Source organism: Pandoraea sputorum, from assembly GCF_000814845.2.
Lineage (GTDB): Bacteria > Pseudomonadota > Gammaproteobacteria > Burkholderiales > Burkholderiaceae > Pandoraea > Pandoraea sputorum.
This window is the reverse complement of sequence record NZ_CP010431.2, coordinates 2,906,721-2,921,215: the sequence shown is the minus strand read 5'-3', so window position 1 is coordinate 2,921,215 and position 14,495 is coordinate 2,906,721. Positions and strand designations below refer to the sequence as shown.

Below are 14,495 nucleotides of genomic sequence, written 5' to 3'. Positions count from 1 at the left end.
ATTTCGCGGGAAACAGGCTGATTTCTCACAATTTTTACGTTTTGATCAATTGCAGAGCGCTCAGTGTGCGCCATTTGCGTGAAGACGCTGCGTTTGCTCATCCACAGATTGTGACGAGCACCGTGCGACGTGTTTTGTCTTGCGCGAGGTTGGGTGCGGCGAGCGCCGGAACGAACGGCGGATGTTGACGCGGGCATCGCGTATGGGATGCCCGGGAATATATGCGTTATGTGCTGTGTCGATTTGCGTCGCCGATCATGCGACGCGAAAACAAACGGGAACGCGTGCGATTTACGCGTGCGCGTGTCCGTGCTGGTGGTCGTGCTCGCAAGCGACTTCGATGGGGTCCGTTTCGTTGTGACAGGCGCAGGCTTCGCCCTGTGCACCTTGCATGAGCGCGCGCAAGATGCCGCAGTCACTCGTGTCATGGCGGCTGCGGCATTGCGCTTGCAGATGCAGAAGCTGCTGCTCCAACGCTTGCAATTCGTGGATGCGTGTGTGCACGCGCGCCAGATGGGCCTCGAGAAGTTGATTGGCGTCTTCACACGTCACGTTGGTGTCGTGCGCCAGTTCGCCGAGTCGTTTGGCGTCGGCGAGTGGCATATCGAGCGAGCGGCAATGACGGATGAAGCGCAGGGCGTCCAGATGTTCGTCGCCGTAGGTGCGATAACCCGCGTCGGTTCGCGGCGGTGGCGGCAGTAGGCCTGCGCGCTCGTAATAGCGGACGGTTTCGACATCGGTGCCCGCCGCCCGGGCCAATTCTCCGATTTTCATGCTTGACTCCGTAGTCACTACAGGGTTTTGAATGAAGGGTAACACGAATCATGTAACCAGGAGTTCACATGTCCAACCCTTCGGAATCGGCTCGTTTGGCGCGTCTGACGACTGCGGCGACGGCGGATCGGGAGATGTCCGGCCATGGAAATGATCCAGCGCACGGGCATGAACACGAGGCCTGTCATGGGCATTCGCATGAGCACACGCCGCCTTCGCGGGCGCATCGTCATGCCCACGGTCATGACCACCGTCACGACGGTCATGCTCACGACCACGACCACGGCAGTCATGGCGTAACCGCCGCTCATACGCATGACGAAGCGTCTTGCTGTTCGGGCAGCGCGGGTTTTGCACCATCGGCCCCGGCACCCGCAACGGATGCGCCGCAGGCGCGCTTCCGCATCGATCAGATGGACTGTCCGACGGAGGAGCGTCTGATTCGCGACCAGCTCGAGCGTCGTCCCGGCGTCGAGACGTTGTATTTCAACCTGCTCAAGCGTGAACTGACGGTCGTTTTCGACCAGCGCGCGTCTGCGTTCGATGTCGATCGTGAGCGCGACGGCGTGGCGGACACGCTGCGCAAACTGGGGATGACGCCAGTGCCGCTTTCCGACGAGAACGCTGGTGCAGCCGCACCGCCGCCCGTCAATCGGACAAGCGACGCTGTCCGGCTCGTCGCCGGTGGTGTGCTGGCTGCGGCGAGCGAGGTCGCGGTCTGGTCAGGCGTGCCGGAGCACAGCCCGTGGGTGGGCGCGATGGTTGTCGCCGCCATCCTCGCGTGCGGCTTGCCAACCCTCAAGAAAGGCTGGATCGCATTGCGGCACTTCACACTCAACATCCACTTCCTGATGTCGCTTGCCGTGATCGGCGCGATGTTCATCGGTCAGTGGCCCGAAGCGGCGATGGTGATCGTGCTGTTCGCGTTGTCCGAAAAGCTTGAGGCGGCGTCGTTGACCCGAGCGCGTCGCGCCGTCGAGGCGTTGATGCGTCTCGCGCCGGATCAGGCGTCGGTGCAGCAGACCGATGGCACCTGGGCGGATGTCCCTGCTGCGACGCTTGCTGTGGGAGCACGGGTGCGGGCGCGTCCGGGTGAGCGTATTGCCATCGACGGCGTGATCGAGAAGGGTGCGTCGGCACTGAATCAAGCGTCGATTACCGGCGAGAGCGTGCCCGTCGACAAGACGGTTGGGGACGACGTCTACGCAGGCAGCATTAACGAAAGCGGCCTGATCGTGTATCGCACGACAGTCGCCCCTGGCGATACGACGCTCGCACGCATCGTGCGCATTGTCGAGACGGCCCAGCAGCAGCGCTCGCCGACGCAACGCTTCGTCGATAAGTTCTCGCGCATTTACACGCCCGCTGTGGTGCTTTGTGCGCTGCTCGTTGCCATCGTGCCGCCGCTGGCGTTTGGATTGGCCTGGTCGCCGTGGATCTACAAGGCGCTGGTGATGCTGGTCATCGCATGCCCCTGTGCGTTGGTGATTTCCACGCCGGTCACGGTCGTGAGCGGGCTGACCGCCGCAGCGCGCGCCGGGATTCTGATCAAAGGCGGGGCGTTTCTGGAGAGTGGACGCCTGATCCGTGCAGTCGCCCTCGACAAGACGGGCACGCTCACGCGTGGCGAACCGCGCCTGACCGATGTCGTGCCGTTGCGCGGCACATCTCGCGACGAAGCACTGACGCTCGCCGCCGCGCTGGACGCGCAGACCACTCACCCGATCGCACGCGCCGTCGTCGAAGGTCATGCGCAGGCGGGGCTTGGGACATTGCCGTCCGTGACCGATTTCGAGGCGCTGGTGGGCATGGGGGTGAAGGGGCGTGTCGGTGAAACGCTTTACTACCTCGGCAATCATCGTCTCATCGAATCGCTGGGGGTGTGCAATGCCGAGGTGGAGGCTGAACTGACGCGTCTCGAAGCGCAGGCGCGTACCGCTATCGTGCTGGCAAGCGAAACACAGGCGCTGGCTGTGCTGGCCGTGGCCGATACGCTGCGGGAGGAAAGTCGTGAGGCCATTGCTCAATTGACGAAAATGGGCGTGCGCACTGTCATGCTGACGGGCGACAACCGGGCCACCGCTCAGGTTATCGGGGAGCAATCGGGGGTGAGCGACGTCCGTGCCGAAATGCTGCCGGAAGACAAATGGCAAGCGGTGTCGTCACTGCGTGAAAAGTACGGTCACGTAGGGATGGTGGGCGATGGCATCAACGATGCGCCCGCGCTGGCGTCAGCCGATGTCGGATTCGCAATGGGTGTGACAGGCACGGACAGCGCGCTCGAGACCGCCGATGTCACGCTGATGGACGACGATTTGCGCAAATTGCCAGCGTTTCTGGCGCTTTCGCAGCGCTCGGCGACGGTGCTCAAGCAAAACATCGCTGTCGCCCTTGGGATCAAGGCCGTGTTTTTCGCGCTCGCAGTGATGGGCCTGGCGTCGCTGTGGATGGCAGTGTTTGCGGACGTGGGCGCGAGTCTGCTGGTGATCGCCAACGGCATGCGTCTGCTTCGTACCAAGATCGTCTGAGTTGTGTAGTCGTCTGAGTCGCGTGACGCTGAGTTGCCTGATGTCTACGCCTTGCGCATGCCGCGCTCAAGGCGATGGGCATCGGGCAATTGACATAGCGCGTGTGCGGCGCGGCTGGTGGCGTTGACGATGATCGCGTCGAGGCGTGTCGTCAGTGTCTCGCGATGTTCCGTCGAGATAGGCATGTCTTCCAGCGCCCGCTGCGCGACGGCAGCATCGTTGATATGCCCGAGCAACGTTTGCGCGGTGCGCAACGTTTCGTGATACGGCGAGCGAACCGATTTGCGCAGCCATGGCGTGAGCGCCTCGGCGCTGTAACGCGCCTTCTTGATCTGTACGCGCAACGCGTGCAACTGCTCGGTATCGAGCATCGCCAACTGGCGACAATCAGGAAATAACCCAATGTATCGTTCGCGAAGCACGTTATGCGCGTGTTTCGCCAGTGCGCGTGGCCGCTTGCCGGGGGTACGCGACGGACGTCGCAGGGCTTTGGCTGCGCGTGCATCGGCGCGACCGTTGTCGTGAACGCCAAAGGCATCGCGCAGCAGCCCATGCAACGCGCGCTGGCGTTCACTGGTCAACGCTGCGGCGGCTTGCGCCCGAGCGTCACTGCGAACCTTCGACAGATGCGCATCGACCGCAATCCAGTCGACATCCGGATATTCGAGGCGTAAGGCCGGGAGTGTCTCGGTGGTCAAAACATCTGCGTCGCGCACGGGGCCCATCGAATGCCCTAGCCACTGCAGCTCGGCGACGAGTTGACGGTGCCAGCGCGGTTTGAGCCACGGTGAATAGACGTCGATCAGCGCACGAAGACGGCGTATCGTAATGCGCAACTGATGAACGGCTTCAGGGGGAATGGTGTCGGCGTTGGCCGCACCTTCGGCTGCATCGGGCAGCGCTGGCCACTGCGTCAACGCAGACGCCACGTGCATGACCAGCAGACGGGACGCCGACATACGCCGCATTTGAGCGAGTGACGGTAATGCGCCTTCCTCTGCCTGACGAGAGCCGGCAGTGGAGATAGTGTCGGAAGAGGCGGCGGAAGCCGCTAACGGCGCGCGTGTCATGTTACGCAACATAGCATATTGCCTGAGCACATGACGCGGCAAAGCGGGTGCGGCACTTTGTCGCGGGCGCCTGCTTTGCCGCAGAGCGGGGCGCAGACCACCCGCGAGGCACGCAGCGTCACATCAGTCGTGGACCTCGCGAGAGGATGACGTGACACTTTCTCATTGCTGCGCATGGCGAATCCGAATTCAAGCGCGGAATCCAGCAGGAATCCTGTCGAAATCGACGGCCGAATGCGAGCAAAAAAGATAGGCCGGCACGGAGGCCGGCCTGCGCGCAACTGGTTTTACTTCTTGTTCACAGCGTCCTTGAACGCCTTGCCAGCCGTGAACTTCACGGTCTTGGCTGCCGGGATCTTGATCGCTTCGCCAGTCTTCGGGTTGCGGCCGGTACGCGCAGCGCGCTTGCCCGAACCGAACGAGCCGAAGCCGATCAACTGAACCGAGTCACCCTTGGCGACTGCCTTCTTGACGGTCTCGAGCAGAGCGTCGATGGTTTCGCCAGTTTGAGCCTTGCTTGCACCCGTAACACCAGCGACGGCGTCGATTAGTTCCTGTTTGTTCATGTGTGTTTCCCTTGAGAGGTGGTGAATACCGGCGACAACTCTAACACTTTCGCCATTTGACGAGTGTCGGTGTTGTATCCGCGCCATAAGGCACGCGGCGCACGCCAGAATGTCGCCTTCGCGGCACGTCACGCGAACCTGATCCGAAGACTGGTTTCGTAACGCATCGTGAGGGCGCCGGCACTGGCCGGGCAGCCGCATTATAGAGCCTTCGGTGGGCTGTGGGCCAGTCCTGACAACGGTTTGCGGCGATTTTGTTGTGCAATGCCGCGTACTTTCTTGTTCTTGATGGCAAAACCCCGGTATCTGCGGGCATCTCCGGTCATGCCTCCGCGCAATCCCTTGCTGGGCGGGCTTTGGGGGTTTCCCTAGCGTTTTAGGGCTTGCGCCGACGGGCGTCTTTTGGTTGGTCATTCGGGTGTCATTTACGATGGCTAGCGTGACGCCGCCCATCGACATTGAGGAACCGCTTCATGCTGCTCTGTCAGATCACCGACCTCCACATTACGCGTCCGGGCATGCTCGCCTGCGCACGCGTCGACACCGCGCGCGCCTTGCGCAATACGATCGCCACCATCAATCGGTGGACGCCACGGCCTGACGCGGTCATCGCAACGGGCGACCTGATCGACACGCCGCATCTATCGGAATACGAAGTACTTCGTGAGTGCCTGGCGGACCTCGAAATACCGCTCTACCTGGTGGTCGGCAATCACGATCATCGCGAAGGGCTGCGCGATGCTTTTCCGGAACATGCCTATCTGCATTCGAACGATCCGTTCGTGCAGTACCGCGTCGATCTCGGACCGCTCACTGTTTTGACACTCGATACGCAAGACCCGCCGAGCGCGGGCGGCCATTTGTGCGACGCGCGACTTGCGTGGCTCGACGAGCAGCTCCACGCCTGCGAGGGACGCCCGACGATCATTGCCATGCACCATCCGCCGTTCGATACGGGCATCGAGTTTATGGACGGCTACGGCCTTTCTGCGCAGGGGCGTGCAGGGTTTGCGCAGGTGGTATCGCAGCATCGTCACATCGAGCGGGTGATCTGCGGGCATCTGCATCGGAGCATTCATGCGAGTGTGGAGGGGGCGCCGGGGATCATGGCGAGTACGTGTGTGTCGACCGCGCATCAGATTACGCTCGGGCTGGCCACGGGTGCGCCGGGATCGGTCACGCTGGAGCCGCCGGGTTTCGCCATGCACCTGTGGCAACCGGGCGCGGGCTTGCGTACACATCTCGCTTACGTCGGTCCGCACGAGGGGCCGTTTTCGTTCGACGGCGAACCCCTGTAAGGGGGCGCTTGCGTCGGTATCCTGAGCATTCATGCGGGTTGGCAGCGGGAAAAAAAGGGGACGAAAGTAGGACTGCGCGTGTGTAAAGTGCTTCTCCATCAAACATACGAGATCAGTTCGGATCAGCAGTCAAAGGCCGTCCCGGTGCGCAAGATTCGCGGGACGGGAGCGACGGGTCTTTCACAGGAACTGTCGATCCGTGGCCCATGACCCAGGCATGAATGAAAAGGCCGGGCAGGGCGCTTTCTGATAACGGGGAATCATGCATACCGACGCCGAACCGGCGAGCGCCCATCGCGCCGGTGCTTCGTCATCTCCTTCGGCTTCCGGCGCATCGACGTCATCACCGTCGTCATCGTCATCGACGACGCGCGTACGCCGATCGCAACCGCTCGGAAATCTAGGGCGCTGGGGGCGGCGGGTTGCACCGGCCATGTCGCGGCCCTTTGCGCTGCTGGAGGTTTTGATCACCACGCTGATCGCGGTGCTCGTGGCCTGGCGGCTGCGTCCCGACGATCCTTTGCTGCTCACCACGCAATTTCCGTGGCTCTGGCTCGTTTCGCTCATTGGCGCCCTGCGCTACGGCTCGCTGGCCGGAGCCGCGAGCGGCGCCATGCTCATGGCAGCGTGGCATGTTCTGTGCGGCCCTTCCGGCGCGCCGTTTCCGATGGCGCACTTTGCGGGGGGTATGACGATGGCGCTCATCGCGGGTCACTTCTGCGACATCTGGTCCCATCGCGCGCTCAGATCGCAAGGCATCAACGCTTACTACAGCGACCGCCTCGTCGCGATTACCCACAATCACTATTTGCTGCGCGTGTCGCATGAGCGACTGGAGCGTGATCTGCTGGCGCGTCCCGTCACGTTGCGCGATGCATTGACGCGTCTGCGCGACCTTACTGTGCGGCGTTCGGGCGATGTTCATGGCGCACCCGGCGGCCTGCCCAACGCACAACCGATGCTCGAATTCGCTGCGCTGACATGCCAGATCGAAGTTGCCGCCTTGTTTCCGGTGCGTGGCGACCGGCTGACGACGACACCCATTGCGCGGGTCGGGGAAGGGTTCGAGCCGGACGTCGACGACCCATTGGTGCGGCACTGTCTGCGCGAAGGCACGCTGGCTCACGTGAAGGCCGACGATGCCGCCAGCGACGGCAGTCCCTATCTTGCCTGTGTGCCATTGCTTGACGCCGAAGGGGCGCTCAATAGTGTGCTGATCGTGCGGCGCATGCCGTTCCTCGCGCTCAATCACGACAACTTGCAACTGTTGTTGGTGCTGCTCGCGTACTACGCCGACGGCGTCGCGCATCAGCCGCTCGTCGCAAGCGTCAGAGCCTTGGTGCCACAAGCCCCGTATGACTTCGCGCTGGAACTCGGACGGCTTGCGCGCCTCAAGCGCGCGAGCGGCATCGAGTCGTCGCTGGTCGCGCTGGCGTTTCCGCGTGGTGCGCGAGGCGACTCGTTGTTCGAACAGACGGTGCGCCAACGCCGGGCACTCGACGCCATGTGGACGATCGGTACGCCGCGGCGGCAAATCGCCATCGCGCTTATGCCCATCACGGACGAGCACGGCATCGACGGTTATCTGATGCGTGTGGAGACGTTGCTGCGTCAGCAATACGACGTCGATTTCCAGAGCGGCCATATTGCCGTGCACACCGCACACGTCGATGCCGACGCCCCGGGCGACGGTCTGCTCAAACTGATGGAGCGCTGCGTCGATCATGCCTGAACGCCATTCGACAAGCGGATCCGCAAGCGCCGTCTGGCGACTCCGGCAACGGGGCGCGGCGCGTGGTGTGCGAGTCATCCGTTGGGCGCTGACACTGGCCTTGGCGGTGCTCGCCGTCGCGGCGCAGTGGCACGTGCTGCGACTCGTTTTGCAAGCGGCAACGTGGGACACACCGTTCATCACACCGGCCGCCACAAGCCTTGTTCACGATGCCATGCCCGCCGTGCTGGCATGGCAGGCAATCGCTGCACTGCTTGCCGGTGGGTTCGTGACGTGCGCGCTGCCTGCGAGCTATCGAGACCGTCGTGGCGTGTTCGGGCATATCGCGCTGGTGACATTTTTCCTGCCGGTGGCGGGCATGGTCGTCGTGATGGGCGTGCTGCTGATGGGGTATCTGTTCCCGCCACCGCGCGAGTCGCTGCCAGCGGGCCGCGTGGAGACACCGGGTTTCGTCTCGCACCTCGTGGCGCGCGTGCGTCACGGCGCGGGCATGCGTCTGCGCGCCCGGCTGCGTAACGTGCAGGGCGAGCGCGACGATCGCGTTGCCGCGCTGATCTCCGTGCAGGCGCTGCCCTCGCGGGTCTCGAGCGAGATTGCGCGCGACCTGCTGGCGGACCCGGTGGAGGAGGTGCGCCTGCTCGCGTACGGCATTCTCGACGGAATGGAGAAGCGGATCATGCAGCAGATCTTCGTGATGCGCGACCGGCACGAGGCGGCCGAGGACGACGATGAACGCGCACACGCCTGCGTCTGTCTCGCGCAACTCTACTGGGAACTGATTTACCAGAACCTCGTGCGCGGTGAGGTCCTGCGCTTCACGCTGGAGCGCGTCGAAAAGTTCGCGCGCGATGCACTTGAGCAGCACGAAGACGATGCGTCCATGTGGTATCTGTTGGGCCGCTGTGCGCTGATGCGCGAGAACCCCGACGTGGCCGAAATGCATTTGCGTCAGGCGCAGTTCCACAGCTTTCCGACCGAACGCCTGTTGCCGTGGCTGGCGGAAGCCGCGTTCCAGCGGCGCCGCTACGACCGCGTTTCGCTGTTGCTGGGTGGGCTGGGTGCCGGTGTGACCGGGGCGAAGAGCGTGTCCAATGTCACCGCCTCGCCGGTCGTTCAACCCGCCGTGCGCTTCTGGACGCGCTGAATCCCATGGCTTCGTCCACGTCCCCAGCGTCGCCCGAACCGTCGTCCCGCACTGGGGCTGACATCGCAACGACGCCCGCGATGGCAGATGTGGCGCTCTTGCTCGAAGGCACCTTCCCCTACGTGCGTGGCGGCGTGTCGTCCTGGGTCGACCAACTGATCAGGGCGTTTCCCGACCTGACGTTCTCCGTCGTGTTCATTGGCAGCCGCCGTGAAGATTACGGTGCGCCGGTCTACCTGTTGCCCGCGAACGTCACGCATTTCGAAGCGCATTACCTGTACGAGACGGACGCGTCGTGCGCGACGCCGACAGACGTCGAGGATGCGCGCACTCCATCCCGGAAGCGTGCGGGCGACGCCGAAGCCTTTGCCCGCGTCGCCCGGATGCACGATCTGTTTCGTCAGCGCTACGAGAGCCGGTCGGGGGCGGCGGGTGGCGGAGCGATGCCGGACGCTGCGGGATACATGAAAGTCGATGGCCTGCGCAGCATGCTCGGGCACCTTCTGCCGCTGCTGCGCGACGGCCAGCCGCTGTCTCCCTCGGCGTTCCTGCACAGCGAACGGTCCTGGGAATTCATCACCGAGCGATACGAAAGGTTTTGCCATGACCCGTCGTTCACGGACTACTTCTGGACGGTTCGCGCGATGCATCGACCGATCTGGCAACTCGCACGCATCGCCAGCGCATTGCCGCCCGCCCGCATGTATCACACGGTGTCGACGGGCTACGCGGGGTTGCTCGGCGCAATGCTGCGCATGACGAACGGGCGCGCATTGCTGGTGACCGAACACGGCAGCTATACGAAGGAGCGCAAGCTCGACCTGCTGCAAAGCGAGTGGTTGCGGGACAACCGGGGGCCATTCGAGCGCGACATCTCGCGTGTGGGGTACTTCCAGAATCTCTGGATGCGGTTCTTCGAAGCCATCGGGCGGGTCTGCTACGACACGGCGAACGAGATCGTGTCGCTATACGAGGGCAACCGGCTGAGACAGATCGGCGACGGCGCGCCTGCGCACAAGACCCGCTGCATCGCCAACGGCGTCGACATTGCGCGCTTTGCGGCGCTTCGGGAGAAACGTGTCAAAGGAGTCGGTGGCGTGGCGGGGGACGACATTCCCCCCGTCGTTGCGCTGATCGGGCGCGTGGTACCGGTCAAGGACATCAAGACCTTCCTGCGCGCGCTCTTCATCGCTTATCGTGCGCGGCCCGACGTGCAGGGCTGGATCGTCGGCCCGGACACCGAAGACCGGGCGTATGCGCAAGAGTGCCGCGACCTCGCGGCGAGTCTGGGGATGGAGTATCAGGTGAGGTTTATGGGCTATCGCGCCGTCGAGTCGGTGCTGCCGAAGATCGGCGTGCTGGCGCTGTCGTCGGTGTCCGAGGCGTTACCCCTTGTCATGCTCGAAGCGGCGGCCGCCGGGGTGCCGGTGGTGGCGACGGACGTCGGCGCATGCCGTCAACTGATCGAGGGCGGTGATCCGGAAGACCGCGCGCTGGGGCGGTCGGGGCGCATTGTGCCGATGGCCGACCCCGAAGCGCTGGCCGCCGCCATCGTCGACGTGATGGAGCCGTCGGCATGGCAGGCCGCAAGCGCTGCCGGTATCGCTCGCGTGGAACGGCACTATCGCCTCGACACCGTTCGCGATGCCTATCGCACGCTGTACTGGCGCTGGATGAACGAAGACCATACACCGGACATGCCGGACATGCCGGGCGTGCAGGGAGGCGAGCGCTGATGGCCGGGATCGGGTTCGAACTTCGGCGTCTGCTGCGCAGCGATACGCTGTCGGGCACGCTTGCGGCCTATAGCTACGCCGGGATCATCAGTGCGGGGCCGCTGGTGCTGTCGATGGTCGGTGTGGTGCTTGTCGGGTTGATGAGTCTCGCGCAAGTGCATCCGCAGGTCGTCCTCACGCATTTTCAAGTGTCGGTGACCTACCTGATCGCGTCGAGCGTGATCGCGACCGGGCTGGTCCAGCTCGCGTTCACGCGTTATCTGAGCGACCGGCTCTTCGCGGGAGAACCGCAGGCGGTAATGCCGTCTTTCAATGCAGTCTCGCTGGTGACGACAGTCGTGCTCGGCGGCATCGGCCTTTTCCTGTCGCAAACGCTCTTCGCCGACCAGCCGCTGACCTATCGCTGGCTGATGTGGATCGGTTTCGTGTTGCTGGGCAACCTCTGGATCGTGGTGCTGTTTCTGACGAGCGTGAAGCAGTACCGGGCGATTCTCGGCGTGTTCTGCGCAGGCTACAGTCTGACGGTCGTCTGCGCGGTGCTGCTGGGACGGTTTGGCCTGACTGGCCTGCTGGGCGGCTTCGTCATCGGTCATACGGCGCTGCTGCTCGGGTTCACTGTCATCGTCGCGCGCAATTACCGCACGTCCACTTGGCTTTCATGGGCGGTGTTCGTGCCGCGTAATCTGCGGCTCTCGCTCGTTGGCGTCGGCGTTTGTTTCGGGCTGGGCGTGTGGATCGACAAGCTGATGTTCTGGGCGTGGCCCGCAACCGGCATGACGGTGATCGGCCCGTTGCGGGCCGCGCCCCTTTACGATCTGCCGGTCTTCCTGTCCTATCTTTGCGTGATCCCGGGGATGGCGGTGTTTCTGCTACGCATCGAAACCGACTTTGCCGAGGCTTACACCGCTTTTTTCGACGCGGTGCGTCACGGCGGCACGCTGCGCCAGATTTCGGCTTCGCGAGTGCTGATGGTACGTGCAGTGCGTACCGGTCTGTACGAGATTCTGAAGGTGCAGGCCGTTGTGACGTTGCTCGTCTTCGCGTTCGGCGAAGATATGCTGCGGCTCGTGGGTGTGCCCAGCGGGTGGCAGACGCTGTTGCGCATCGACGTCGTCTCGGCCGGATTGCAGGTCCTCCTGCTCGGCGTTCTCAACGTGTTGTTCTACCTCGACCGGCGTCGCGATGTGCTGACGCTGACGGCTTTGCTGGTGTGTCTGAACGCCTTGTTCACCGGGATCAGTCTGGTCTACGGGCCTGCCCTGTACGGGTATGGGTTTGCGCTTGCACTGCTGTGCGTGCTGGCGCTCGGGGCACACCGGCTGACGCGGCGACTCGCGGCGCTCGAATACGATACTTACATGGGGCGGAACGTCTGAGCGTCTATGGGGTCCGGCGCAGCGCCCGCCAGTGGCATGGCGTGGACGGCTGGAGTAAGATGCCGGGTCTCGCGATTGCAATCGTCGTGCACATTTGTGCGAATCGGCCACGCCACACGGGCGTTGCCAAGGCATCTTCATGAACCATCTGGGCACCATTCTCGTTACCGGCGGCGCCGGTTACATCGGCTCGCATACGTGTGTCGAGCTTCTGGCGGCGGGCTACGACGTCGTCATTCTCGATAACCTGTGCAACAGCCATCGCGACGCCGTGGCGCGCATCGAACGCATTGCCGGGCGTGCGCCCGTGTTTGTCGAGGGCGACGCCTGCTCGGCGAGCGTCATGGAAGACGTATTCACCCGTCACCGCATCGATGGCGTGATTCACTTCGCGGCGCTCAAGTCCATCGGCGAGTCGCTTCAGAAGCCATTCCTGTACTACAAGAACAACCTTGGCAGCCTGCTGACGCTCATCGAGGCGATGGACCGTCACGACGTGCGACATCTGGTGTTCAGCTCGTCGGCGGCGGTGTACGGCAATCAGGTGTCCGTCCCGGTCGAGGAGACGGCGGCGCTATCCACGGCCAATCCGTACGGCCACACCAAGCTGATGGCCGAACAGATGCTGACCGACACGGCCCATTCGGATCCGCGCTGGCGTATCGGCGTGCTGCGGTACTTCAATCCGGTTGGCGCGCACGAAAGCGGACTGATCGGCGAAGATCCGGGCGGCACACCCAATAACCTGATGCCGTTCGTGGCGCAAGTCGCCGTCGGCAAGCAACCGGTCCTCAAGGTCTACGGCGGAGATTGGCCCACGCCGGACGGCACCGGTATTCGCGATTACATCCATGTAGTGGATCTGGCGCGCGGCCATCTGGCGGCGCTGGCGGGGCTGGGCAAGCTCGATACCGGGTTCACCGTCAATCTGGGCACGGGGGAAGGGCGCAGCGTGCTGGAAGTCGTGCGCGCCTTCGAGGCCGCCAGCGGCCGTGAGGTGCCGTTCCAGATCGTCGGGCGCCGCTCGGGCGATATCGGCATGTCCTACGCCAATCCGGCGCGTGCGCAGGCGCTGCTAGGCTGGCGTGCCGAGCACGATCTGGCGCGCATGTGCGCCGACCACTGGCGCTGGCAGCATCAAAACCCGAACGGCTATCGCTGATCGGGCAGCCCCGTCCAATATGCCTCTCAGGCATATCGATATGTCTTTAATGACGTTGGGGACAAATGAAAGCTATTCCCAATTGGGGTAAAATAGTGGGGTTTTCCCGTCCATAACCGATAGTGCGTACACCTGATGCGCCTGGAGTTCGGGCATCGGGGCCGTCAAGGATGGCCTGCGAAAGCGTCATTCAGGCAAGTCTGGCTGTACGGGGCAATCACCCGTTCAGTCGTGCCGAAGCGCTGTGCCGCCGCCTCCGTTAAACGTCAAGTCAATATGAGCATTCAGAATCAACAGACCGTGCTGGAAGTCCACCACTGGACCGACACGTTGTTCAGCTTCAAGACCACTCGCGACGCTTCGTTCCGTTACGTCAATGGCCAGTTCACGATGATCGGCCTGGAAGTCGACGGCAAGCCGCTGCTGCGCGCCTATAGCATGGCGAGCGCCAATTACGAGGAAGAGCTGGAGTTCCTGAGCATCAAGGTGCAGGACGGTCCGCTGACCTCGCGTCTGCAAAATATCAAGCCGGGCGACAAGGTGATCGTTGGCCGCAAGCCGACAGGCACCCTCATCGACGACAACCTCCTGCCGGGCAAGAACCTGTATCTGCTCTCGACGGGCACGGGTCTCGCGCCGTTCATGAGCATCATCCGTGACCCGGAAGTCTACGATCGTTACGAGCACATCATTCTGGTGCACGGCTGCCGCTTCACGAGCGAACTGGCCTACCGCGATCTGATTACGCAGCATCTGCCGGAGCACGAGTATCTGGGCGAGTATGTCCGCGACAAGCTGATCTACTACCCGACGGTCACGCGTGAAGAGTTCGAAAACCAGGGCCGAATTACGGAGCTGGTCGAATCGGGCAAGATCTTCTCGGACATCGGTTTGCCGGAGTTTTCGCCGGAACACGACCGCGTCATGCTGTGCGGCAGTCCGGCCATGCTCAAGGACACCCGCGAGCTGCTCGAAAAGCGCGGCTTCGTGGAAGGTCACAATCACGCGCCGGGTCATTATCTGGTCGAGCGCGCCTTCGTCGGTTAATCGAAGATTGCAGCAGGCAATCGGGATGGGCCGAGTGTAGCGTAAGCCATCGCCAGCCACCC

Annotated in this window: 12 protein-coding genes; 9 read left to right on the top strand and 3 right to left on the bottom strand. The window is 63.2% G+C overall.

Annotated features, from left to right (window positions below; genetic code table 11):
- Window positions 1-291: 291 nt before the first annotated feature.
- Window positions 292-774 carry a Cd(II)/Pb(II)-responsive transcriptional regulator gene (locus NA29_RS12840; RefSeq protein WP_039398617.1) on the bottom strand — a complete coding sequence of 161 codons (483 nt, stop codon included), beginning with the start codon at window positions 772-774 and terminating at the stop codon, window positions 292-294.
- 144 nt (window positions 775-918) lie between these two features.
- On the opposite strand from NA29_RS12840, the gene NA29_RS26335 reads away from it, so the two are divergent.
- Window positions 919-1,074, top strand: a complete 156-nt coding sequence (locus NA29_RS26335; protein WP_263596826.1) for a hypothetical protein — start codon at window positions 919-921, stop codon at window positions 1,072-1,074.
- A gap of 113 nt (window positions 1,075-1,187) precedes the next feature.
- Complete coding sequence (locus NA29_RS12835; RefSeq protein ID WP_052252902.1) at window positions 1,188-3,302, top strand: heavy metal translocating P-type ATPase; 2,115 nt, start codon at window positions 1,188-1,190, stop codon at window positions 3,300-3,302.
- A gap of 44 nt (window positions 3,303-3,346) precedes the next feature.
- Here NA29_RS12835 and NA29_RS12830 read toward each other — a convergent pair whose 3' ends face one another.
- Together NA29_RS12830 and NA29_RS12825 are read right to left on the bottom strand one after the other, a co-directional pair.
- Complete coding sequence (locus NA29_RS12830) at window positions 3,347-4,261, bottom strand: CHAD domain-containing protein (protein WP_039398615.1); 915 nt, start codon at window positions 4,259-4,261, stop codon at window positions 3,347-3,349.
- A gap of 398 nt (window positions 4,262-4,659) precedes the next feature.
- The gene (locus NA29_RS12825) at window positions 4,660-4,938 is read right to left on the bottom strand and encodes an HU family DNA-binding protein (protein ID WP_039398613.1); all 279 of its coding nucleotides are present in this window, start codon (window positions 4,936-4,938) and stop codon (window positions 4,660-4,662) included.
- Between the two features lie 473 nt (window positions 4,939-5,411).
- Here NA29_RS12825 and NA29_RS12820 point away from each other — a divergent pair, with 473 nt between their 5' ends.
- The 7 genes from NA29_RS12820 to NA29_RS12790 all read left to right on the top strand — a co-directional run bounded on the left by NA29_RS12820 (window position 5,412) and on the right by NA29_RS12790 (window position 14,433).
- The gene (locus tag NA29_RS12820) at window positions 5,412-6,236 is read left to right on the top strand and encodes a phosphodiesterase (protein WP_039398611.1); all 825 of its coding nucleotides are present in this window, start codon (window positions 5,412-5,414) and stop codon (window positions 6,234-6,236) included.
- Between the two features lie 433 nt (window positions 6,237-6,669).
- Window positions 6,670-7,968 (top strand): PelD GGDEF domain-containing protein, encoded by a 1,299-nt coding sequence (locus NA29_RS12815; RefSeq protein WP_231965068.1) that lies wholly within the window; start codon window positions 6,670-6,672, stop codon window positions 7,966-7,968.
- Between the two features lie 67 nt (window positions 7,969-8,035).
- Entirely contained in the window at window positions 8,036-9,112 is a 1,077-nt protein-coding gene (locus NA29_RS12810) for a tetratricopeptide repeat protein (protein WP_052252901.1), read from the top strand.
- A 5-nt stretch (window positions 9,113-9,117) separates the two neighbouring features.
- Window positions 9,118-10,848 carry a GT4 family glycosyltransferase PelF gene (gene pelF, locus NA29_RS12805; RefSeq protein WP_174555906.1) on the top strand — a complete coding sequence of 577 codons (1,731 nt, stop codon included), beginning with the start codon at window positions 9,118-9,120 and terminating at the stop codon, window positions 10,846-10,848.
- Window positions 10,848-12,224 (top strand): exopolysaccharide Pel transporter PelG, encoded by a 1,377-nt coding sequence (gene pelG, locus NA29_RS12800; RefSeq protein ID WP_039398607.1) that lies wholly within the window; start codon window positions 10,848-10,850, stop codon window positions 12,222-12,224. The genes pelF and pelG overlap by 1 nt, the downstream gene beginning before the upstream one ends.
- Window positions 12,225-12,363: 139 nt before the next feature.
- A complete protein-coding gene (gene galE / locus NA29_RS12795; RefSeq protein ID WP_039398605.1) occupies window positions 12,364-13,386 on the top strand; it encodes a UDP-glucose 4-epimerase GalE in 1,023 nt (340 codons plus the stop codon).
- A 276-nt stretch (window positions 13,387-13,662) separates the two neighbouring features.
- The gene (locus NA29_RS12790; protein WP_039398602.1) at window positions 13,663-14,433 is read left to right on the top strand and encodes a ferredoxin--NADP reductase; all 771 of its coding nucleotides are present in this window, start codon (window positions 13,663-13,665) and stop codon (window positions 14,431-14,433) included.
- Window positions 14,434-14,495 lie beyond the last annotated feature (62 nt).